The 21,075-nt window shown below is 58.3% G+C and carries 19 protein-coding genes and 1 tRNA gene; 10 read left to right on the top strand and 10 right to left on the bottom strand.

What is annotated here, in order from left to right; translation table 11 throughout:
* Positions 1-137: 137 nt before the first annotated feature.
* On the bottom strand, positions 138-1,328 hold the full coding sequence (gene yidC / locus ACVWZU_RS12010) for a membrane protein insertase YidC (protein ID WP_457445100.1): 1,191 nt from the start codon (positions 1,326-1,328) through the stop codon (positions 138-140).
* Between the two features lie 227 nt (positions 1,329-1,555).
* Between yidC and ACVWZU_RS12005 the strand changes: the two genes are divergently transcribed.
* A tRNA-Asn gene (locus ACVWZU_RS12005) sits at positions 1,556-1,627 on the top strand.
* A 297-nt stretch (positions 1,628-1,924) separates the two neighbouring features.
* Entirely contained in the window at positions 1,925-2,443 is a 519-nt protein-coding gene (locus tag ACVWZU_RS12000) for an inorganic diphosphatase (protein ID WP_414400247.1), read from the top strand.
* Positions 2,444-2,449: 6 nt separating this feature from the next.
* Here the strand turns inward: ACVWZU_RS12000 and ACVWZU_RS11995 are convergent, their stop codons facing one another.
* The 3 genes from ACVWZU_RS11995 to rimP form a co-directional block, all read right to left on the bottom strand.
* Positions 2,450-4,066 carry a B12-binding domain-containing radical SAM protein gene (locus ACVWZU_RS11995; protein ID WP_457445098.1) on the bottom strand — a complete coding sequence of 539 codons (1,617 nt, stop codon included), beginning with the start codon at positions 4,064-4,066 and terminating at the stop codon, positions 2,450-2,452.
* Between the two features lie 293 nt (positions 4,067-4,359).
* Positions 4,360-5,733 (bottom strand): transcription termination factor NusA, encoded by a 1,374-nt coding sequence (nusA, locus tag ACVWZU_RS11990; RefSeq protein ID WP_457445096.1) that lies wholly within the window; start codon positions 5,731-5,733, stop codon positions 4,360-4,362.
* 135 nt (positions 5,734-5,868) lie between these two features.
* Positions 5,869-6,339: a ribosome maturation factor RimP gene (gene rimP / locus ACVWZU_RS11985; RefSeq protein ID WP_011433822.1), complete on the bottom strand. Its 471-nt coding sequence runs from the start codon at positions 6,337-6,339 to the stop codon at positions 5,869-5,871.
* Between the two features lie 301 nt (positions 6,340-6,640).
* On the opposite strand from rimP, the gene ACVWZU_RS11980 reads away from it, so the two are divergent.
* A complete protein-coding gene (locus tag ACVWZU_RS11980) occupies positions 6,641-7,156 on the top strand; it encodes a TIGR02652 family protein (protein ID WP_011433824.1) in 516 nt (171 codons plus the stop codon).
* A 64-nt stretch (positions 7,157-7,220) separates the two neighbouring features.
* On the opposite strand, the gene ACVWZU_RS11975 is transcribed toward ACVWZU_RS11980, so the two are convergent.
* Entirely contained in the window at positions 7,221-7,856 is a 636-nt protein-coding gene (locus ACVWZU_RS11975; protein WP_457445102.1) for a class I SAM-dependent methyltransferase, read from the bottom strand.
* A gap of 323 nt (positions 7,857-8,179) precedes the next feature.
* Positions 8,180-9,043 carry an arginase family protein gene (locus tag ACVWZU_RS11970; protein ID WP_414406603.1) on the bottom strand — a complete coding sequence of 288 codons (864 nt, stop codon included), beginning with the start codon at positions 9,041-9,043 and terminating at the stop codon, positions 8,180-8,182.
* A 243-nt stretch (positions 9,044-9,286) separates the two neighbouring features.
* On the opposite strand from ACVWZU_RS11970, the gene ACVWZU_RS11965 reads away from it, so the two are divergent.
* Positions 9,287-9,712: a photosystem I reaction center subunit II PsaD gene (locus ACVWZU_RS11965; protein WP_011433827.1), complete on the top strand. Its 426-nt coding sequence runs from the start codon at positions 9,287-9,289 to the stop codon at positions 9,710-9,712.
* A 234-nt stretch (positions 9,713-9,946) separates the two neighbouring features.
* Here ACVWZU_RS11965 and ACVWZU_RS11960 read toward each other — a convergent pair whose 3' ends face one another.
* A complete protein-coding gene (locus ACVWZU_RS11960; protein WP_457388418.1) occupies positions 9,947-10,555 on the bottom strand; it encodes a peroxiredoxin in 609 nt (202 codons plus the stop codon).
* 164 nt (positions 10,556-10,719) lie between these two features.
* Here ACVWZU_RS11960 and ACVWZU_RS11955 point away from each other — a divergent pair, with 164 nt between their 5' ends.
* The gene (locus ACVWZU_RS11955; RefSeq protein ID WP_414409136.1) at positions 10,720-10,986 is read left to right on the top strand and encodes a hypothetical protein; all 267 of its coding nucleotides are present in this window, start codon (positions 10,720-10,722) and stop codon (positions 10,984-10,986) included.
* A 58-nt stretch (positions 10,987-11,044) separates the two neighbouring features.
* On the opposite strand, the gene ACVWZU_RS11950 is transcribed toward ACVWZU_RS11955, so the two are convergent.
* Positions 11,045-11,320: a DUF1830 domain-containing protein gene (locus ACVWZU_RS11950; protein ID WP_457445093.1), complete on the bottom strand. Its 276-nt coding sequence runs from the start codon at positions 11,318-11,320 to the stop codon at positions 11,045-11,047.
* 258 nt (positions 11,321-11,578) lie between these two features.
* On the opposite strand from ACVWZU_RS11950, the gene glpX reads away from it, so the two are divergent.
* From glpX to typA, 4 genes are all read left to right on the top strand, one after another.
* Positions 11,579-12,622, top strand: a complete 1,044-nt coding sequence (glpX, locus tag ACVWZU_RS11945) for a class II fructose-bisphosphatase (protein ID WP_457445091.1) — start codon at positions 11,579-11,581, stop codon at positions 12,620-12,622.
* A 327-nt stretch (positions 12,623-12,949) separates the two neighbouring features.
* Positions 12,950-14,245, top strand: coding sequence for a glutamyl-tRNA reductase (locus ACVWZU_RS11940; RefSeq protein WP_457445089.1), 1,296 nt, complete (start codon positions 12,950-12,952; stop codon positions 14,243-14,245).
* 107 nt (positions 14,246-14,352) lie between these two features.
* Positions 14,353-14,460, top strand: a complete 108-nt coding sequence (gene psb30, locus ACVWZU_RS11935) for a photosystem II reaction center protein Ycf12/Psb30 (protein WP_011433833.1) — start codon at positions 14,353-14,355, stop codon at positions 14,458-14,460.
* A gap of 168 nt (positions 14,461-14,628) precedes the next feature.
* Positions 14,629-16,446 carry a translational GTPase TypA gene (typA, locus tag ACVWZU_RS11930; protein ID WP_414409133.1) on the top strand — a complete coding sequence of 606 codons (1,818 nt, stop codon included), beginning with the start codon at positions 14,629-14,631 and terminating at the stop codon, positions 16,444-16,446.
* 309 nt (positions 16,447-16,755) lie between these two features.
* Here the strand turns inward: typA and ACVWZU_RS11925 are convergent, their stop codons facing one another.
* Together ACVWZU_RS11925 and ACVWZU_RS11920 are read right to left on the bottom strand one after the other, a co-directional pair.
* Complete coding sequence (locus ACVWZU_RS11925; protein ID WP_457445087.1) at positions 16,756-18,909, bottom strand: M48 family metalloprotease; 2,154 nt, start codon at positions 18,907-18,909, stop codon at positions 16,756-16,758.
* Between the two features lie 102 nt (positions 18,910-19,011).
* Entirely contained in the window at positions 19,012-20,295 is a 1,284-nt protein-coding gene (locus tag ACVWZU_RS11920) for a competence/damage-inducible protein A (RefSeq protein WP_414331859.1), read from the bottom strand.
* Between ACVWZU_RS11920 and ACVWZU_RS11915 the strand changes: the two genes are divergently transcribed.
* Positions 20,246-20,551, top strand: coding sequence for a helix-turn-helix domain-containing protein (locus tag ACVWZU_RS11915; RefSeq protein WP_457403737.1), 306 nt, complete (start codon positions 20,246-20,248; stop codon positions 20,549-20,551). The two genes, ACVWZU_RS11920 and ACVWZU_RS11915, sit on opposite strands and share 50 nt — an antisense overlap.
* Positions 20,552-21,075: the final 524 nt, after the last annotated feature.

Below are 21,075 nucleotides of genomic sequence, written 5' to 3'. Positions count from 1 at the left end.
CGGGATACCGCCATTCTGGTTGGAAACAAACAGAATGCTATCGCTGCATAGTTGAACAGTGATGTTCAGCAGTGTTCAGCGTAAATGTATCAGGTATCAACACTCCACCACAAGTCCACCCCAACAGCGAGGATCCCCTAGGGCTCAAAGGGCAAGGATTCGCGTCCCTCCTTGGCTGGTCTGGGCTTGGTCGATTTCTCCACTTCCTTGGCCTCCACCGTGATCGCCTGGGCAGCCCGACGGCGCTCCTCTTCCACCAATTGCTGTAAGTTCTCCGGCAACGGCTCCCGCGAGAGCAGGAAAGTCTGCACCGTTTGGAAGATATTAGAGACAAGGATGTAGAGCAAAACCCCTGCCGGCAGAGGGAAGAACAGGAACATCGCCGAGAACAGCACAGGGGTGATCCGAGCCATGGAACTTTGGCTGGGATCCTCTTTGCCGGTATCCTGTCCGGCATTGGTTAGGTACTGGTTCAGGTAAATGGACACCCCAAAGATGACGATCATGGCGATGATATCCCAGTGGATGGTGCCATCCTCGTCGAAGGCTCCCACACGGCCCAACTTGTCGATGAACAGAAAGCCAGTCTCAGAGGCCAAACCGGGAATAGACACCTGCACGGTCACATCCCCCGGCTGCAGAGCCAGCAAGGTGCCATCCGGCTTGATCTGGGCACGATCTTCTCCTTTGGTGATCTTCCAGGTGGGCTGTAACAGATTGGGATCCCCACCCGCTTCGGCCACCAACTGCTCAAAAGGCTTGCCCCCCGGCCCTTGAAGCAAAAATTGCACCTCTTCCCCGACGGCAATCTTGGTGCCTTTGGGTTCCACCAGCACCACCGGCTTGTGAAGAGAGTCGGTGACAAAAATGTTCTTGCTGGGGCTGACGTAGGGAGCTGGTACCACCTCAGCCGCCACTTCCGCCGGCAGGATCTGCAAGTTGACATCGTAGGTTACTGCCGCAAAAGGGGATCCCCGCAGGGTGGCAAACAGGGCAAACAGCACCGGCATTTGAATGAGCAGTGGCAGGCAGCCCCCCAAGGGATTGGCCCCCAGCTCGCTGTAAAGCTTGGCCTGGGCTTCCCGAAGCTTTTGCGGGTCGTCTCGGTATTTCTCCTGGAGTTCTCGCATCCGCCGCTGCATCACCGGGCTGATCACCTTCATGCGCCGCATGTTGCGGATGGATCCCACATTGAGCGGGTAGAGGGCAAAGCGGATCACCAACGTCAGGAAGATAATGGCCAGTCCATAGCTGGGCACGATCCCATAGAAAAAATCCAGGATCGGCAGCATGACGTTGTTGGAGAGAAATCCGACTCCGAAGTCCATGAGGGGCGCTGGCAAATGTCCGTAACCATTGTAATGGCTTCCGTTCGGTTGACGAGGGCGTTTTCAGGGTTTGTCCCCTGGATCCGTCAGATAGACCTGAGAAAGGTAAGTGATTGAGCAGACTCAAGCTTATCCACCCTCTGAGCAGGGATCCCAAGGCCCAACAAGAACCCCCCGCCGGCAGTTGCCTAGCAGTCCTTTCTTCCCCTATGATGAGAAACACTTGATCCTCGGTAGCTCAGCGGTAGAGCGGTCGGCTGTTAACCGATTGGTCGCAAGTTCGAATCTTGCCCGAGGAGTATGTCCAAGCTGATCAAAGTCGATCAAAAAAACCGGATCTGGAATCCTCTCCTTCCAAGACAGCTCTGAGCATGCTGAGCGAAAGGAGGAGACAAAAACCAAGTCTCTTGCCGAGGATGGGGCGTCTCCCAGCGTTGAGCCAGACGTGGGTGGAGAAAATGGAAGCTGGCTGAGGATTCCGTCCCGCCGACGTGAACTGTTCCCGGCGAAGTGTCAAGAGTCTCTGTCCTTTGGGGCAAGGAGTATGTCAAAATACCCTCTGGCTGTCTATTCCCAATCCGAGGGTGCTTGCTGTGATCGACCTGTCGCGGATCCCTGCCCAACCCAAGCCCGGCCTGCTCAACCTCTTGATTGAGATTCCCGGCGGCAGCAAAAACAAGTATGAGTTTGACAAAGACATGGGAGCAATGGCGCTGGATCGGGTGCTCTATTCCTCGGTGCAGTACCCTTACGACTACGGCTTTGTGCCCAATACGCTGGCCGGGGATGGGGATCCCTTGGATGGCTTGGTGATCATGGATCAGCCCACTTTCCCAGGGTGTGTGGTCACGGTGCGCCCCTTGGGCATGTTGCAGATGATCGACGGCGGGGATCCGGATGAGAAGCTGCTGTGTGTGCCTGCTAAGGATCCCCGCTATGCTTCGGTGACCAAGCTGGAAGACATCGCCCAGCACCGCCTGGATGAGATTGCGGAGTTTTTCGCCACCTACAAGCGCTTGGAAAAGAAAGAAACCCAGATCTTGGGCTGGAAAGGCTTGGCCGAAACCGAGGCGATTATTGCCAGCAGCATTGCGGCCTGCAAACAACCCCAATAGACATCTCTAAGGGATGCGAACAGAAAGAGCTTCCTGGCGATGTTGCAACAGTCGCTCTGGGGTGAGGGGCCCTTCGATGTGTTGCCAAGGCAAGGGATCCCCTGGATCCCAGTGGCTGTGCACGTAGTAATCCAGAGGCGGCAGTTGCCCTTTAAGCGCTTTGAAAGCGCGCCGGTAGCTCCCCAAAGATTCCCCAAAGTCCCGCGCCAACTGCAAGACCTTTCCCACCCGCCGATCCCCTCGCGAGATGAGGGCCTGGATCACGGACCAGCTATAGCTTTCCGGGCGCAACTCCACCCCCAAGGGACGCAGGTGTTTCTGGAAAAACTGCAGTTTTTTCTCGGCTTGGGGATCCACTCCGTGCCACTGAAAAGGGGTGTGGGCTTTGGGCACAAAGGTGCTGCAACCCAGCGTCAGGCGCAGGCCGGGAGCCGCTTTTTTGAGCTCTTGGAAAAGGGCTACTGTGGCCTCCAAATCCGCCTGGGTTTCCGCCGGGATCCCTACCATGCCGTAGAACTTAATGCCCTTCAGACCTCCAGCCTGGGCGTGGGCTGCTGCTGCCAAGATTTCCGGGTTGCTTAACTTCTTGTTGATGATCTGGCGCAGTTGTTCTGAGCCACTTTCGATGGCCACCGTAATGGACTGGCTGCCCCGGCGGGAGAGTACCTGCGCCAGACGTGGGGTTACGGTAGCGGTGCGCACCGAGGCCAAACTGAGACGCACCTGCTCGAAGCGATCCTGGGCCAAGTGCTCCAGCAACTGCTCAAATTGGGGGTGTTGGGTTACAGAAGCCCCCAGCAACCCAATCCGCTGAGTGACCTGCAGCCCCCGCTCTACCGCCGGGATCAAATGCCCCTCCACATCCGCCACCCGGAAAGGCAGGGTGAGATAGCTGGCCAGGCAAAACCGACACATCTCCGGGCAGCTGCGCACCACCTCCACCATGTAGATGCTCTCCCAGGCCGCTTTGGGGGTGACTACTGTGGAAACCGAGAGGGTGTTGCCGCGGAAGGTGTGTTTGCGAATGGAGCTAGGGATCCCGGCCACTTTGGGGAGCACCTTCTCCACCGGGCCGTCGGGCTCCCGGTATTGGGGTTCATACAAGCCGGGCACATAGATCCCTGGCACCTGCGCTAGCGCCTGCAATTTCTCAGCCCGGGATCCCTGGCGCACCTCCCGATAGACCTCGATCATCTTCTCCAGAAGACCTTCCCCATCCCCCAACAAGATCAGGTCAAAAAACTCGGCAAAGGGCTCAGGGTTGGCTGTCAGTACCGGGCCGCCGCCAAAGACCAAGGGGTGGGCTTCTTCCCGCTCCTCAGATCTGGGAGGGATCCCGTGTCGTTCCAGCAGAGCCAGGATATGAACATAGTCCAGCTCCCAGGACAAGGAAAAGCCGAACAGCTCCGGCTCCCGGGGCAGGGGCTCAGCCAAGTCTGTAAAGAGGCGGGAGACGGCCACATCCCGGCGGCTGGCCAGCAGACTCCAGATGACTTGATAGCCCAGGCTGGTGATCCCCACTGCGTAGGTGTTGGGGAAGGCGTAGATTACCCGCACCGCGTCGGGGTCAGGCGTGGCCGGGGCAAAGAGCAACTGCTCCAGGGCAAACTCTGAACTAGCCAAGGGATCCCGCTGTGTTGGATTGAGGTTTGGGTTCTGGCTCGGAAGAGTTTTGATTTGCCTGCCGAACTTTTTTGGCTCCTGCATGCTAACAAAAGCTAGCATCTTTCACCAATGCAGATTGCCGGAACAGGGCAGTTCTGCCCAAGCAGGCAGGAAAACCCCACATGCGCCATTGCGGTCTCGGTGCAACCGCGATCCCCTGCAGCAAAACTCATTCCAAAGCCCAGACTTCCGGCAGAAGCCGCCCTCTACGAGCAAAGTGTACGGGCAAAGTGAGGGTAGAGCGTATATCATTACCCCTTCGGCTGGGCAATGTCGAACTCGGCGTCGTAGTCGAAGTCCTCCTCTTCGTCAGCCCAGTCTTCTTCCAGCCTATCGTCCCCCGCCAGCTCCTCTTCCTCCAGGCGGCGCTTTTCTTCGTATTCCTCATCCTCTAGGCCCAAAGCAGCCCGCTCTGCCCGCCGCCGGAAGCGCTCCAGTGCCGCCGGAGTGATGAAGGGATAGGGCAACCCTTGCGCTTGGGCTTCCTCCAGCGCTGCGCGGTAGCTCTCCACTTCCTTGATGTCGATTTTCCAACCGGTGAGGCGGGCTGCCAGGCGCACATTTTGCCCCTCTTTGCCAATGGCCAAGCTGAGCTGGTCGCTGTTGACCAACACATGGGCCTGCTGGATTTCCGGATCCACTAGCCGCACCTCCACCACCTTGGCCGGGCTGAGGGCGTTGGCAATGTAGGTGGCAGGATCCGGCGACCAGCGGATGACATCGATTTTCTCGTTGCGCAGCTCTGCTACCACCGCCTGAATCCGGGATCCCCTCGCGCCAATACAGGCCCCCACTGGATCCACGTCCCGCTCCACCGTATCGACCGCAATCTTGGTACGTGGCCCCACATTTCGGGAAGGGGGGTTGGCCTCCCGCGCCACTGCCACAATCCGCACGATATCCTCTTCAATTTCTGGCACCTCGTTGGCAAACAGGTTCACCACCAAGCCAGCATCGGCCCGGGAAACCAAAAGCTGTGGCCCCCGCCGGGATCCCTCATAGACTTTCTTGAGATAGACCTTCATCACCGCGTTGGGAGTGTAGCGATCGCTGGCCAGCTGTTCCTTCTTGGGCAGTTCTGCTTCCACCTCAGGTTGTCCGAAACCGCTGGATACCGACATGATCACCGTCTGCCGCTCGGTGCGCAGCACCCGTGCCTGCAGTACGGTTTTTTCCAGATCGCGGAACTCTTCCTGAATCAGACGGCGCTGCTGATCCCGTAACTTTTGCGCCAGCACCTGCTTGGTTTGGATGGCCGCCATGCGGCCAAATTCCGCCTGTTGTGGGGTGACATCATCTGTGACTTCCCAGCCTACTTCGGCTTCTGGGTAATCCTGCTGCACATCGTACAGAGAGATCTCATGGTCGGGGTTTTGCACCTGCTCAACGATGGCTTTGGTGGCCAAAACGCGAAAGCCTCCTGCCTCCACATCCAACTCCACATCGAAATTGCGGAAGTGGTCTTCTGCAAAGACCACATCTCGCTGGATGGTTTTGCGGTAGCGTTCGTAGCCCTTGAGCAGCGCCTCTCGCAGGGCATCGGTGACCACATGGCGGGGCAAGTTGCGCTCCCGCGAGATCATCTCCACCATTTCCGCCAAACCCGGCAGAGGCACCATCGCCATAACCACTGTCCTCCTGCACAAACTTCGTGAAACTTGCTGTTGCTATTGCTCCACAGCGGGAACTGAACCCGCATCTCTGATGCGAAGGGAGGGCCGCACCACCTGCGGTCAAACGCTCTCTCTATCTCCGGTCTCCTAGTCAGTTTCCGATGAGAGGGCAACCCGCTGCACCGAAGCGCGGGGCAACTGAACTCGCCGCCCCTTGAGGGATAAGGCAACCCTCTCCTCATCCCGACCCAGCAGGTGTCCTGACCAAACGGCTTTGCCCTTGTAGGGTGGATCCAAGGTCACCTCCACCGCGAATCCCTTGAAAACCACAAAGTCGCGATCGCTGGTGAGAAGGTTGCTGATGCCAGGGCTGGACACCTCCAACACGTACTGGCCTGGGATCAGATCCACCCGATCCAGCTCGACTTCTAAGGCTTGGCTCATGGCTTCGCAATCGGCATGGCTGGTTTCTCGGTCGGGATCCAGTGGGCGGATATCCACCCGCAGAACTGGCGGATGCTGGTTGGTGTGGAAAACCATCTGCACCAACTGGTATCCCAGTTGAGCGGCCAAGGGACGGGCCAAGCTCTCCAACTGTGGAATAAGAGGGTGAACCATAACCAACTTGTCACCAACCGGGTGTTGCCGCCAGATCCAAACCCCTTTGAGCCGGAGCTGGCAAAGGGGACAGTAAGCCCCCTCAAAAAGCAAAGAAGTGGGTACCACCCACTCCCCGTTGCTATCGCGGAGCTCCTTGAGGCTCGCCCAGAATCAGTACAGACTTCGAGCGCATCCCCCCTACCTCCTAATTTAGAAGATCTCCTCCGGTTTTGTCATGGGAATCCCCAAAAGCCAACATCTATAATGTGGACAACTGCGGATTTGCCCAGATATCCAGCCGCGTTTTGTGGGGTTTCCTATGACTGTTGCCTTTTCCTACCCGATCTTCGGCCCCAGCATTCAGTGCCCCCACTGTCGGCAAACGATTGCGGCCCTCACCCTGACCGATACCTACCTCTGCCCTCGCCACGGTGCGTTTGAGGCGGATGCCGAACAAGAGGAGCTGGTACACCTGCAATCCGGACGGCGCTGGCGCTTTTGGGAAGGTCGCTGGTTTCGTCAGCACACCCACGCCGATGGGATCCGTTTTGAGATTCATGAAGAGTTGGATCGGCTGCGCATGCAAGGGATGCGAGCCACTCAGGTGATCGTGGCCGAGCGCTACCGCCAGCTGCTCACCCCTTATCTGGAGCAGGGATCCCACCGTCGCCCCGGCCCACCTCGCCTCTATGGCTTGCCCGTCAGCTTCAGCTCCCAAATCCCAGAGGATAGGGGTGGATCCCCTCAGCGCTGGCGGGTGATCAACTTTGAGCTGACCTACGAGATCGACCCGGCCATGCGGCAGCCGCAATCCCGTCTGCAACTGTGTGATTAGACTGTGTGATTAGAAAGGCGAACAGGTAGAGAGCTGTTGGAAAATTGGTGGCTGCTCAAGTCTTCTAGAACTGGAAGTTTCCTTCCGCGGCGGGAAGCGCTATGCCTTGATAGGTGTAGCCAATGAATCTCGGCTGGTCAGGCATATAAAACCGCTCCAGTTGCTCAAACCGAAACCCCGCTTCTCGGATCAACCGGGCCATATCTCGGTTGAGGTTGCAGCCATCTGCAATCACTTTTTGGAGGGGGTTGAGACGATTTTGCCATCTTTGCACCTGGGGATCCTCGCTGAGGCCGTGTTCGAGAAAAAACAGCTTGCCCCCCGCTCGCAACACCCGCCGGATTTCCCCTAAAGCCTTGGCCACATTGGGAATGCTGCACAATGTCCAGGTGCTAACCACGCTATCAAAACTCTGGCTTGGAAAAGGCAGTTTCTGGGCATCCGCCACCTGCCAATCAACGGCGATGGGAGAAGAGGCAATGCGCCGACGAGCCAGGGATCCCATGCCGGGATTGGGATCTACCCCTGTGATCTTTCGAATGTGCTCTGGGTAGCAGGATAGGTTGAGGCCGGTGCCAAAACCAATCTCCAGAACGGATTCCTGCACATGGGCCAGAAGCTGCCGCCGATAGCGCTCTATCCGTTCCCCCGAGAGGGCCAGATCCAACAGTTGCGGGAAGATCACTCGGCGATAGAGCATGACTCTAGTCAATAATAAGCTCAACTATACTGAAAATAATGTATAATATGTTCAGTACGGATTACTACCAGTTGATCTTTCTGTTTACTTTCGAGTCTGCCAACATGGTAGCCAAAGCAAAGCAGAAAATTGGTAGTAAGACGACACGGAAACTGCGCTTTGGGTATTCTACTCAAAGCTTTGCGGGATACCGCCATTCTGTTTGGAAACAAACAGAATGCTATCGCTGCATAGTTGAACAGTGATGTTCAGCAGTGTTCAGCGTAAATGTATCAGGTTCATGCAACCATTCCCAGATATTCAGGCATTCATCTTTGAGCAGCTTAAACCGTCTGGACAGGTTGCGGTTGAGCGGTCACCTTCAGGGAGTGGAGGGCATAGCAGGCCAGCAACCAATTGAGCAGGCGGGCCACCACACGAGCGGTTTGCCGCGTTGCGGATCCCACCGCCACCCCTCCCAGCGAAAGGCCAACCACAGGACGAGCGGCAAAGATGGCCTCACAGGTCTGCAACAGTTGCGGCCAACTCACCCCCCCTGGCTCTGGGTGATGCACCGCGGGCGCCAAGGAAGGATCCAACACACTGCAGTCCACCACCAAAAACACCGGTTGATCCGGCAAAGAGGCCACCACCTGCTGGGGATCCCAGCCATCTTGGGCCCAGAATATTGGGCTGTGGTGGGCTTTCAGCCATGCGTAGGCGCGCGCACTGCCGCTGCGCAATCCCACATGGATCACCGGCAGCTTGTGCTGATAGAGCAACTCCACCCAGGCAGCACTGCCATAGCTTGTATCTTGATCCGGCTGGGTCATCTCCGGGGGCGGCATCAGGTTGGCATGAGCGCTGCAATGCACCACACTCAGAGTTGGGTAGTGCTTCCAGAGGGCACGAATGGCCCCCCAACTGGCGGCCAAGACCGAAGGCAACAGCACCGGCCATTGTTGTCGTCTCCAAGCTTGAGTCACCGCCGCCTCACACATGCCGTAGGGAGGCTCATCCACCAGCCCCGGCAACTGCGCCACCGCCAGCTTATCCACATCGATCCCCAACCTCGGCTCGAAGGCACACAGCTCCGAACCGGCATTGAGAATGGCCATCGGAGCCTGAGTATCGTGGCCAAAGGCGGTGGGAATGAGAATGACCCTAGCGTTGGATTGCGAGCTGGGATGGAGGGACCACTGGGCCATGGGCGCTGTTCCTTTTCCAGAAAGCTGTGGGTCTCCGGCTTGTTCTATGGTGGCCTACAGGGCGCCCAGGGATCCGTCTGAGGGCCAGCCAGTCTGCTACGAAAGATTACAGTTCCCAGGCGGAACTGGGGCCAAAAATCGAGTCAGTGGTAGATTCAAAGTGCTTCGCGCCGCAAACCGCGGTTTGGACAAGGCAAACCACCGCAAACCACAACGAGTTGAGAAAGGTAGACTATGGCTGTGATGGAAGGCGATCCTCGTCAGGGAGCAAAGCTGCCTCTATTTGGGGGATCCACCGGGGGGCTGTTGAGCGCAGCCGAAACCGAAGAAAAATACGTCATCACCTGGACGGGCAAGCCGGGGCAGGTGTTTGAAATGCCCACCGGCGGCGCTGCCGAAATGGTGGAAGGCAAAAACTTTCTCACCTTTGCCCGCAAAGAGCAGTGTTTGGCGCTGGGTGCCCAGTTGAGATCCGACTACAAGATCAACGACTACCAGATCTTCCGCATTCCGGCGGGTGGAGAGCCTGTGTTGGTGCATCCCAAAGACGGCGTCTTTCCCGAGAAGGTCAACGAAGGCCGTGAGCCCGTCGGCAAAGTGGATCGCAACATCGGCAAAAACAAAGAGCCGATTACCTACAAGTTCACCGGCGGGAAACCCTGGGACTAAGTCCAGCGGCCCTTGTCTTGTCGGATCCCCTGGTCAATTCAGGGGATCTTTATTTGTTCGCGGGCACCTGGTTCTGGAGCGGTTGCCGACGGCCCTCACCCCCAGCCCCTCTGCTGTTGCTTGTCCCTTTTGGGAAGAGTCGGGCTGCCCCTGGCGAAGAAAAGCCCCAGCCCACCCGGGGCTGGAGCCATACCCGAAAAAGCCCGGGATCCCTGAGGCAGGATCTGGGCCAACCTACTTGGCAATCGCCGCGAAGAACTCCTTGGATTTCACTGGGTCGGGGTGCATGGTTTTCTGGCCGGGCTGCCAGTTGGCCGGGCAAACTTCATCGGGGTGAGATTGCACGTATTGGATAGCTTGCAGGGTGCGCAAGGTTTCATCCACACTGCGGCCAAAGGCCAGGTTGTTAATGGTGGCGTGCTGGATGATCCCTTCTTTGTCGATGATGAACAGGCCGCGCAGCGCCACACCGGCCTCCGGATCCAGAACATTGTAGGCAGCGCTGATCTCCTTTTTCAGGTCAGAGACCAGAGGATACCTTAGCTCGCCCACCCCTCCGGCTTTGCGGTCGGTCTGGATCCAGGCCAAGTGAGAGTATTCGCTGTCCACCGAGACGCCCAGGATCTCGGTATCCAGCTTGGCAAAGTCGTCATAGCGGTCGCTAAAGGCCGTGATCTCCGTTGGGCAGACAAAGGTGAAGTCCAAGGGGTAGAAGAACAGCACCACATACTTCTTACCCCGGTAGTCGGAGAGCTTCACCGTCTTGAATTCCATGTCATAGACGGCGGTGGCCGAAAAATCGGGAGCAGCTTGGCCAACCCGCAGACATCCTTCCTGAGACATCAATCCACGCTCCTTGCGGTAAAGTGCAAACGTAAACCAAACCTAACATACCATACTCATAATGAGTTTGTCTTAATCCGAGGGCTAGGGAGGGATCCCAACTGCCGGGATCCGGATAATGCCCATTTTTCCATGCTGATCGGCTCAGCTCTGCAAGGGATCCCATGAGAGTGGCGCTGGAGTTCCTCTATCACTTTTGTTGTGACCGCTGTCGGCGGTGGTGGAGCCAGGCCGATGTGGAGCCCCAACCTGGGGATCGCCTGTATTGCCCCTATTGCGGCCATCAAAATTGCGTGGAGCGCATCGATACCTTTCGCAATGCTGCGCGGGGCAGTTGCCTGACCCGTCCCCCCGATGCCCCTTCTCCAGATCCGCATCCGCCCTCTGAAAAATCCGGGGATCGGCCTCAGGAGAAGCGATCCCCAATCTAGTTATCCTGGGCAAACCCAGTCCTCTTGCCCCTATGGGGCAGCCAGCCGCTAGAGCCTGTCAACCATTCAACGCATCCGCCAGAGTTCCCCGTTGCGAAGATGACCACAGGTAGAGGTCAACCTCAGGCGAGGAAGAATCCACCAGATAGCGACAGAGGCGGCGCTCTTCCAGGATGGCGGTGGAGCAGCAGCAACTGTAGACTTCCAGATAGTCGTCCGGCTCCGCCTCAAAAATCGCCTGCTGGCCGGGAAAGAGGGTGCGCTCCCAGTGGCCGGGGATCGTGCGGATCACCTGAACCTGTCCGGAACAGTTGACAAAAGCGTATCTTTTCATTGCGTTTTTTTAATTGCGTTAAGAAAAACTTATTGCCCTTAAAATAGGCTACCATCCCTGATCCCCAAGCGGCAATAGTAAGCCACCAAGACGGGGATCGCTCTTCCTGACTGGCTTTGGGAGATTTGTTCTCTCAGCTTATTGGGGTTGAGAGAATGGGATCCCGAGGAGAAGCCTGCCCTGGTAAACTGAGGGGAAGAGTCTGAAGATATCCTTAAGTTGGCCTTCACCATTCCGAGATCAGCAAGGGGGCACATCGTGGACAACAAGTTGGGGCTAGAGATCATCGAAGTCGTGGAGCAGGCTGCCATTGCCGCCGCCCGCTGGATGGGCAAAGGGGACAACAAGACCGCCGACCAGGTGGCTGTAGAGGCCATGCGGGAGAAACTCAACCAGATCCCTATGCGCGGTCGCATCGTCATCGGGGAAGGAACCCGCGATGAGGCCCCCATGCTCTACATCGGCGAAGAAGTGGGCATCTGTACCCACCCGGATGCTGAGCAGTTCTGCCGTGTGGAAGAGCTGGTGGAGATCGATATTGCTGTGGATCCCTGTGAGGGCACCAACCTGGTGGCCAAAGGCCAAAACGGCTCTATGGCGGTGCTGGCCATCTCTGAGAAAGGTGGCCTTCTCCATGCCCCGGACATCTACATGCAGAAGCTGGCAGCTCCGCCCCAGGCCAAGGGCAAGGTGCACATCGACTATCCGCCAGAGAAAAATCTCAAGATCATCGCCGAAAGCCTGGATCGGGAGGTGTCGGATCTGACGGTGGTGGTCATGGATCGCAAGCGCCACCTCGATCTGATTCGCCAAATTCGAGAGGCGGGGGCACGGGTGAAGCTGATCACCGATGGCGACATCTCGGCGGCTCTCTCGGCGGGCTTCAACGGCACCGGCATTCATGCTCTGATGGGGATCGGGGCTGCTCCTGAGGGGGTGATCTCGGCAGCTGCTCTGCGGTGCTTGGGCGCCCACTTCCAAGGTCGGCTGATCTACGATCCCGAAGTAGTTCAGGCAGGCACCTACTTGCCACCCGTGGAGGAAACGCGACGGGAACTCAAAGAAAAAGGCATCGAGGATCCCGACAAGGTGTGGGAGTGTGAGGAGCTGGCCAGTGGCAAGGAAGTGCTCTTTGCTGCCACCGGGATCACCGATGGTGACTTGATGCGCGGGGTACGTTTCTTTGGGGGTGGGGCCCGCACCGAGACCTTGGTGATTTCCAGCCAATCCCGCACGGTGCGCTTTGTGGATACCATCCACATGAAAGACGGCCAGCAGCCCCGCGGACTGCAACTGCGCTGAGGGATCCCCTACCCAACATCCTCGGAGATCGGGGCGGCTTTCCCCTGCTGGAGGTCGCCCTTGCCTTTTTGGGAAAGTTACGAAGTCTATCAAGACCCAACCCGTGAAAACGTAATAACTCTTCAGCAAAATCCGGCAAAACCGGTTCGATACTGGTCTTAGGGTTTAGGTAGGCTGAGAAAAGTTACCTAAGCTTGCTGGAACCGAGTCAAGGGATCCCCTCGTATCGGTCACAGCTCTTCCTTTCTCTCTGAAACAATATTTGCTTTTGTTCAGAGTTTTTGTTTTTAATAACTTTTGCTGTTGCTGTACAGACGACGGAGAGGCATGTTTATCGCGGTTGTCGGTCTTAGCCATCGCACAGCTCCCGTAGAGATTCGGGAGCGCCTCAGCATCGCGGAGGCGGAGGTGGGAGAGACGATCCAGCAGCTTCGCGCCCACCCCCACATTGAGGAGGCTGCGATCCTCAGCACCTGTAACCGGCTGGAGGTCTACATCGTCACCTCAGAAATGGAGAGTGGTGTCCGGCAGACGATGCAGTTCTTGGCTGAGCTGAAAGGGATCCCCTTGCCCCAACTGCGTCCGCACCTGTTTACCCTTCTCTACCAAGATGCCGTAACCCACCTGATGCGGGTGGCTGCCGGGCTAGATAGCTTGGTGCTGGGAGAAGGGCAGATCCTCTCGCAGGTGAAAAAAGCCCAGCAACTGGGCCAAGCCTGCAACGGCATGGATCGCATCCTCAATCGCCTCTTTAAGGCGGCTATCACCGCCGGCAAACGCGTCCGTACCGAAACGGAGATCGGCACCGGCGCCATGTCCATCAGCTCGGCAGCGGTGGAGTTGGCTCTGCAAGAGCAGGGATCCCTCTCTCAGGGCAAGGTTACCGTGGTGGGGGCGGGGAGAATGGCCCGTCTGTTGGTGCAGCACCTGTTGGCCAAGGGGGCAGTCGATATCACGGTGGTGAACCGCTCCCTGGAGCGAGCCGAAGCCCTGGCCAAGCAATTTGAGCAGCCGATCCAGGTGCTGCCTTGGGAGTCGCTGCTGAACAGTGTGGCCGAGTCCAACTTGGTCTTCACCAGCACCGGCGCCACCCAGCCGATCCTGAACTACCAGCAACTGGCAGGGGTGCTGCAGCCAGATCAGCCGCTGTTGTTGGTGGATATCTCTGTGCCCCGCAACATCGATCCCGACGTGGAAAAGCTGAAGGGGGTACAGGTGTTCAATGTGGATCACCTCTCCCGCGTCGTGGAAGAAAACCGCGCCCAACGGCAAAAGCTGGCTCTGGCTGCCGAAGCCCTGGTGGAAGAAGAGGTGGATCAATTCATGGAGTGGTGGCGTTCTCTGGAGACGGTGCCCACCATTTCCAGCCTGCGCCACAAGGTGGAGTCCATCCGCGAGCAGGAGATGGAAAAAGCTCTCTCCCGCCTGGGCAAGGACTTTGCCGAGAAGCACCTGGAGGTGATCGACGCCTTGACCCGCGGCATCGTCAACAAGATCCTGCACGACCCGATGGTGCAACTGCGGGCCAAACGGGATATCGAGGCGCGGCGGGCAGCCATGCGGATCTTGCAGGAGCTGTTCAACCTGGATCCGGTGGTGTTTCAAGCCCAGCAGGAGCGCTAGGGATCCCTTGGCGAAGAGCGCATGACTTGAAGAATTGTAACAGCTCTCCCATCTGGGGTGGAGGGCACCCCTTAGGATACAAAGCGTAAGCCACAGGATCTGGGATTATGTTCGGACAATACGAAGTTTTTGTGCAGTTGGCCCTGCTGGCCTTGATTGTCTTGGCAGGCCCGGCGGTCATCCTGCTGCTCTATCTGCGCGGCGCCGATATGTAGGGGATCCCTTTGGATATTGAGGCAGTCGGGATAACCCTTTGGGAGTGCTGGGGCTAAGCCCAAAGCCAGGAGTGTTTAGCAACGTAACGCTCCTTTGCGTTAGAGTTGTAAAGAAATCCCTAGGGCACTCCTGCTTGTAGGGCGACATCCTGCTGGTCAATGGTTAATATGTCACTCCCCATCCGCAACGTTGCCATCATCGCCCACGTCGACCACGGCAAAACTACCCTTGTGGATGCCCTGTTACGCCAGGCGGGCATCTTTCGGGAGGGGGAAGACATTCCCACCTGTGTGATGGACTCCAACACGCTGGAGCGGGAGCGGGGCATTACCATCTTGGCCAAAAACACAGCCGTCCGCTACGGCGAAACCTTGATCAACATCGTCGACACCCCTGGCCACGCCGATTTCGGGGGCGAGGTGGAGCGGGTGCTGGGGATGGTGGAGGGCTGCTTGTTGATCGTGGATGCCAATGAAGGCCCGATGCCGCAAACCCGCTTTGTGCTGCGCAAAGCCTTGGAGAAGGGCCTGCGCCCCATCGTAGTGGTCAACAAGATTGATCGGCCTCGCGCCGAGCCCTACAAAGCCGTCGACAAGGTGCTGGATTTGTTCTTGGAGCTGGGGGCAGACGAAGACCAGTGCGACTTCCCCTATCTATTTGCCTCTGGGTTGCGCGGCTTTGCCCTGGAAGAAGCTCATCTCAAAGACTTTCTGGAAGGGAAGTACAGCGGATCCCTGGATATGAAGCCTCTTTTCGAGGCCATCCTCAAGCATGTCCCACCTCCCATTGGGGATCCCGGCAAGCCGCTGCAACTGCAGGTCACCACGCTGGAGTATTCGGAATACCTGGGCCGGATTGTGATCGGCAAGATCCACAACGGCACCATCCGCCTGGGGGATCCATTGGCAGTGGTGAAAGAGGATGGATCCATTGCCAAGGGCAAAGTAACCAAGCTGTTCGGCTTTCAGGGGCTGCAGCGCATCGAGCTGACGGAAGCTACCGCCGGCCACATTGTTGCTGTGGCGGGGTTTGCCGAGGCCAACATTGGCCACACCCTCACCTCTCCCGAGAATCCCCAGGCTCTGCCGCTCATCAAAGTGGACGAGCCCACATTGCAGGTGATGATCGGTGTCAACGATTCTCCCTTTGCCGGCCAGGAGGGTACCTTCGTTACCTCGCGACAGTTGCGGGAGCGCCTGATGCGGGAGTTGGAAACCAACGTGGCGCTGCGGGTGGAAGAAACCGATTCGCCGGATCGCTTTTTGGTGTCGGGGCGAGGCGAGCTGCACCTGGGCATCTTGCTGGAAACCATGCGGCGGGAAGGCTATGAGTTTCAGGTGGGGCAACCGAAGGTAATTTTCCGCGAGGTCAACGGCCAGCCCTATGAGCCCTATGAGTGTTTGGTGCTGGATGTGCCGGAAGCAACGGTGGGGGCCTGCATCGAGCGGCTGGGGCAACGGCGGGGAGAAATGCAGAACATGATGGTGGGATCCGATGGTCGGGCCCAGTTGGAGTTCGTCATCCCGGCGCGAGGGCTGATCGGCTTTCGGGGGGAGTTTATCCGCATCACCCGCGGCGAGGGGATCATGAGCCACAGCTTTTTGGAATACCGTCCCCTGACCTCTGAGATGGAAATGCGCCGCAACGGGGTGCTGATTGCTTTTGAAGAAGGGGTGGCCACTACCTATGCCCTCAAGAATGCGGAAGATCGAGGTGTATTCTTTATTACGCCAGGTACCCGCGTTTACAAGGGCATGATCGTGGGCGAGCACAACCGTCCCCAAGACTTGGAGCTGAACGTCTGCAAGACCAAGCAACTGACCAACCACCGGGCTGCGGGCGGGGAGGAGCTGGTGCACTTGCAAGCGCCGGTGGAGATGACCCTGGAGCGGGCTTTGGAATACATCGGCGAGGATGAGCTGGTGGAGATCACGCCCCAGTCGGTGCGCCTGCGCAAGGCACAGTTAACGCCCTCTCGCCGCTAGTTTTCTCAGCCAACTGGAAGAGAGCATGACTCTAGTCAATAATAAGCTCAACTATACTGAAAATAATGTATAATATGCTCAGTACGGATTACTACCAGTTGATCTTTCTGTTTACTTTCGAGTCTGCCAACATGGTAGCCAAAGCAAAGCAGAAAATTGGTAGTAAGACGACACGGAAACTGCGCTTTGGGTATTCTACTCAAAGCTTTGCGGGATACCGCCATTCTGGTTGGAAACAAACAGAATGCTATCGCTGCATAGTTGAACAGTGATGTTCAGCAGTGTTCAGCGTAAATGTATCAGCCTGGCTCACCACCGCCGCAGGTAAGAGGCCAAGTTGGGGAAATAGAACGCCCCCCAAATCCCCAGCAGGATGACTCCCAAGCCGAACACAACCAGCCAAAGGCGCGGTCGGCTGTGCAGCTTATTGGATCCCACCTGGACGTAGGCCAGATCCACCCAAGCAGTATTGCCGCGGCGGAACCAGCCCACCACTTTGACGCGCCGGCCCACCAGGGCGCGGATCTGCTTCAGGCCGGAAAAGACATTGCCCACCGGCCCCAAAGGGGAAGTAAAGCGCACCGGGATCAGCCCTGTGGCCTCTTGCAGCTTCAGCTCTGCCCCCAGTTGATAGCCGGAGGGGCCCAGTCCCACCAACTCCCCCTCCAGCTCCACCCATTGTCCGCGGCGGGGATCCGCGTCGGGATCCGCCAGCAAGCTGAGCACATCCGTCGGCCTTGCCGGCAGGGATCCCCCGTACATCAACCCCGCTTTGGCCCACAAGCCCACCCCGTAGCCCACCACCGCTGCTGCCGCGATCACCTTGGGATCGAGACGGTTTTGCAGCAGCAGGTAGAGGATCAGCCCCACCAGCCAGCCAATGAGGATCCCGACCACTTCGGCTGCGTAGATGGCCAGATCCAGCCAAAACCGGCTTTGCAGGCGGGCCACATCCAATTTGGACCCGGATCCCAGGCTCAGCTCCGGCAGGAGGCGCAGCCGCTCTCCATATCCCGCCAAGACCTTGAAGCGGTGCCCCGGCAGCGGATGGCTGGAATTGACCTGCATCCAGCGGGCCCAAGGGTTGATTTGATCCCAAAGAAAGACTTGGCCAGCTTGGGAGGGATCCCTGAGACGGCTGGCTGCACTTGCGGCTGCGGTGGTTTTGAAGTCCAAAAGGCTGAACAGGCGGGTGCAGTGCAACAGCGAGGAAGGTCGGCGGTCATTTTTGTGGGCCTCTTGTAAGCCGGCAGCCGATTTGAGCAGAGCAGCGATCAGCCCGTTCGGGTTGCCGGTTGCCTGTACGGCAAAATGGTCGGCATGGTAGGTGCCCAGGCGGGAGAGGAAAAACAGGGGATAGGAAAGCACCGTGTAGATCAAGTAGAGCAGAGGGGCCACATGCCCGATGAGATCCCGCCGTTTGCTTCCCAGTTGGCTCACCTGCTCTAGGGCCAGGTAAACCAGTTGAATCGGGGATCCCAGCAGGGTCATGACCAGGATATCTCCGTTGACAATTCGCCCCAGGGCCTGGGCGTAGACGGCGGCAATCTCATCCTCAGAAAGCTGCTGCAACAGGGCTTGGGTGACCACAATGCGGCAGCCATCAGAAAAAGTGCCGTAAACAAAGGCCAGCGGCCCAGCATCCGGGATCACCCCCAGTCGGGGCTGTTTTAGCTGGTTTTGGGCACAGATGCGCTGCAGCAGGCGCGCCGTTTCGGGGCTGTGGCGTTCGATTTCGCCAAGCCTGGCCCAACGCAACTTGTGCAGCCGTTGGTGGAGCTGATCCATCAGCCAGGGGGCAAAAAAGAGAAGGCCTACTCCAAAGTTGACCGCCAGGCTGCCGGCCACCAACCACCGCAGGCCATTGCGCAGCCAGGGCAGCAACCCCTGCAAAAACCAAAGCTGCCGCGGAAAACTCAGCCGGCCAAAATCCAGATGGCTGCCTACCAACACAAAGCTCAGCCACCAAAGGAAGACAATGCCCACCCCCAGGGATCCCCACTTGGCCCAATGCAGGGGGCCGGCCCGCTCCGGCAGGGGGATCTTCATACCCAGTTGGGCGGCCCGTTGACGGGTGGACAGGGATCCCGCTCCAGGAGACGGCTCCTCTGGGGGAGCAGAACGCGGTTCGACAGGTTTGGCGGACGGAGCAGCCAGGGACTCTGTTGCAGTGGGCAGGCGAAGCAAGATCTTCTTGGCCCAGCCTTGCGCCTGGGGGTTGGGGTGTTGCAGCAGCTCTAGGCAGAGGGACCGTGCCTTCTCCGTCTGGCCCAACTGGTGGTAGGCCCGCACCAGGTTCATTTGGGCTTCCAGGGCTTCGCCGTCAGATGAGTCTGCCGGGATCCCTAATGCTTTGTCCTGCTGACGGGATTGGGCCAGGTAGCCTTCAAAAAGTTGGATGGCCTCTTGCAGGCGGCCCTGCCGCAGGGCTTCCTTGCCCGCCTGGACGGCATCGGGGATCATCGGCTTGCTCCTTGCCTGGTAGGGTCTGCTTCTGGAGATCGGTTGGATCCATCTGCTCCCCCAGCTTACTCAGGGATCCAACCCCGAGAGACTGGATCCCCCCTAAAGGGGGTAGCAGAGCAAGCGCCGCCGCAAGCGATCCAGAGCCGTCTGGGCGCTCCACCAACGCACCCCCTCTCTGCCGCGCAGGCTGCCAAACCGGTACTCGTGTACTTCCACCTTCCCTTGCGGATCCGCCAAACCCAGATACACAAGACCGACTGGCTTGGTGGCGGTGCCTCCCTCTGGCCCGGCAATGCCGGTGATGCTCAAGGCCCAGTTGGAGCCCAGGACTTGCTTGGCCCCCAGCGCCATTTGGGCGGCCACCGCCTCGCTCACGGCCCCGTGCTGTCGCAGGGTTTCCGGATTCACCTGTAAAAGCTGCTCCTTGATGCGGTTGTCGTAGGCCACGATCCCCCCCACAAAATAGCGGGAGCTGCCCGGGATCCCGGTCACCAACTGCCCCAGCAGCCCGCCGGTGCAGGATTCTGCCACCGCCAGAGTTTGCCCCCGCTGCAGCAGCAGCTCCCCCACCACACCGGCCAAGGTGGCGTCATCGCTGCCGAAGTAGTCTTCTCCAGAAATCTGTAAAATCTGCTCCACCACCGGGGCGATCAAGGCTTGGGCCTCTTCACGACTGGGAGCACGTCCGGTAACCCGCAGGCGTACCTCCCCCTGGCTGGCGTAGGGAGCCACCGTAGGGTTTTCCCCCGCCAACAGGGATCCCAGCCGTTCGGCCAGCGTCGATTCGGGAATGCCCCAATAGCGCAGTACCCGGCTGTAGAACACCTCTTTTCCCCAGCCGATGGAGCGCAGATAAGGCACGGCGGTCTCCCGCCACATGTGTTGCATCTCCCGCGGCACCCCAGGGAAGGTGAGAATGTGCAGGTCGGGCCGGGGCTGCCAGATGAGGCCACAGGCGCTGCCAAGCGGGTTGGGCAACACCCTCGCTCCCCGGGGCAGAAAAGCCTGCTTGCGATTGCTCGGCGAGGGCACAAGGCCCCGCTGCCCGTACTTTTGCAGGATCTCTTCCCACACTTGGGGGTGCTCCACCATCTCCGCCCCAAAAAAGGAAGCCAGCGCCTCATGGGTGAGATCGTCCGGCGTCGGCCCCAAACCCCCGGTGATCAGAATCAAGCTGGAACGACCACAGGCCACCTCCAGCGCGTGGTGAATGCGGGCCTCGTTATCCCCCACCACCGTTTGGTAATAGTGGGGGATCCCCAGTTGCGCCAACTCGGCTGCCAAGTACTGGGCATTGGTATTGGTGATCTCTCCCAAAAGCAATTCTGTGCCGATGCAGAGGATCTCAGCTCCTTGGGGAATAGCAGTTTGCGGTGGGATCATGCTTGGCCTCGAGCTCAGCTCAGCCGCAAGAGAAGTATACAAGCAGGGAGGTCTCGGCCTCCCTGCGCGCCCCCAGATTTTGGGCTTGCAGTTGGCCATTCCAAATGGCGGTGAGACAACCGGCAAGTTTCCATCTCCGGCGCCGGCAAAAAGATTGGGGGACGAGATGTATCCGACAGCACAACAGCGACAGACGCTGCAGCAGTGGTTGGGAACAGCTCGGTTTGTTTATAACCGCACCCTAGGAAGTCTTTAGAAGGCGAGCGTCCACCTGGATGCAAGTAGCTACTCACCACATCTTGCCTTCTCTACCAGATTGGGCGAAGGCAGTCCCGTACCAAACCAGAAAGTGGCAGTCATTGTTTGCGTTGGCCCATTCAAGACTTGCGGGATGAGCGCCAAGGCGGCCAGGTTCTGGGTGGACAACTTTGACATTTATTCTTTGACATTTTCTTTGACATTATTTGACATTGTTTATTGTCTTGGTTTATTGTCTCGCTGCTCAAGTTTCAGACCTCCAAGATAGCGGTCAGAAAGCAGCGCCAGCTACATGCCAAGACGGTGCGCTTGCTACTGGTGGGCGCGTAGTGCGTTCCAGGAACGGCCAGAGGCTGTGGCTGAGCAGTACGGGAAACAAGCATTGACATCCTCCCCGGCCTTTAGGCCGGAGATTCCTACCACGCTACGCATGGATGGCTCCTTGCGCAGTCGTCTCGGCGGGTTCCTGCTTCCGACCGCCCGTGCAGTTCGATCCACAGGCCATCCGGGCTGACACGGGTG

This window comes from Thermostichus sp. MS-CIW-26 (genome assembly GCF_054059115.1).
The sequence above is the reverse complement of the archived record's forward strand: the minus strand, read 5'-3'. Positions and strand labels throughout refer to the sequence as shown.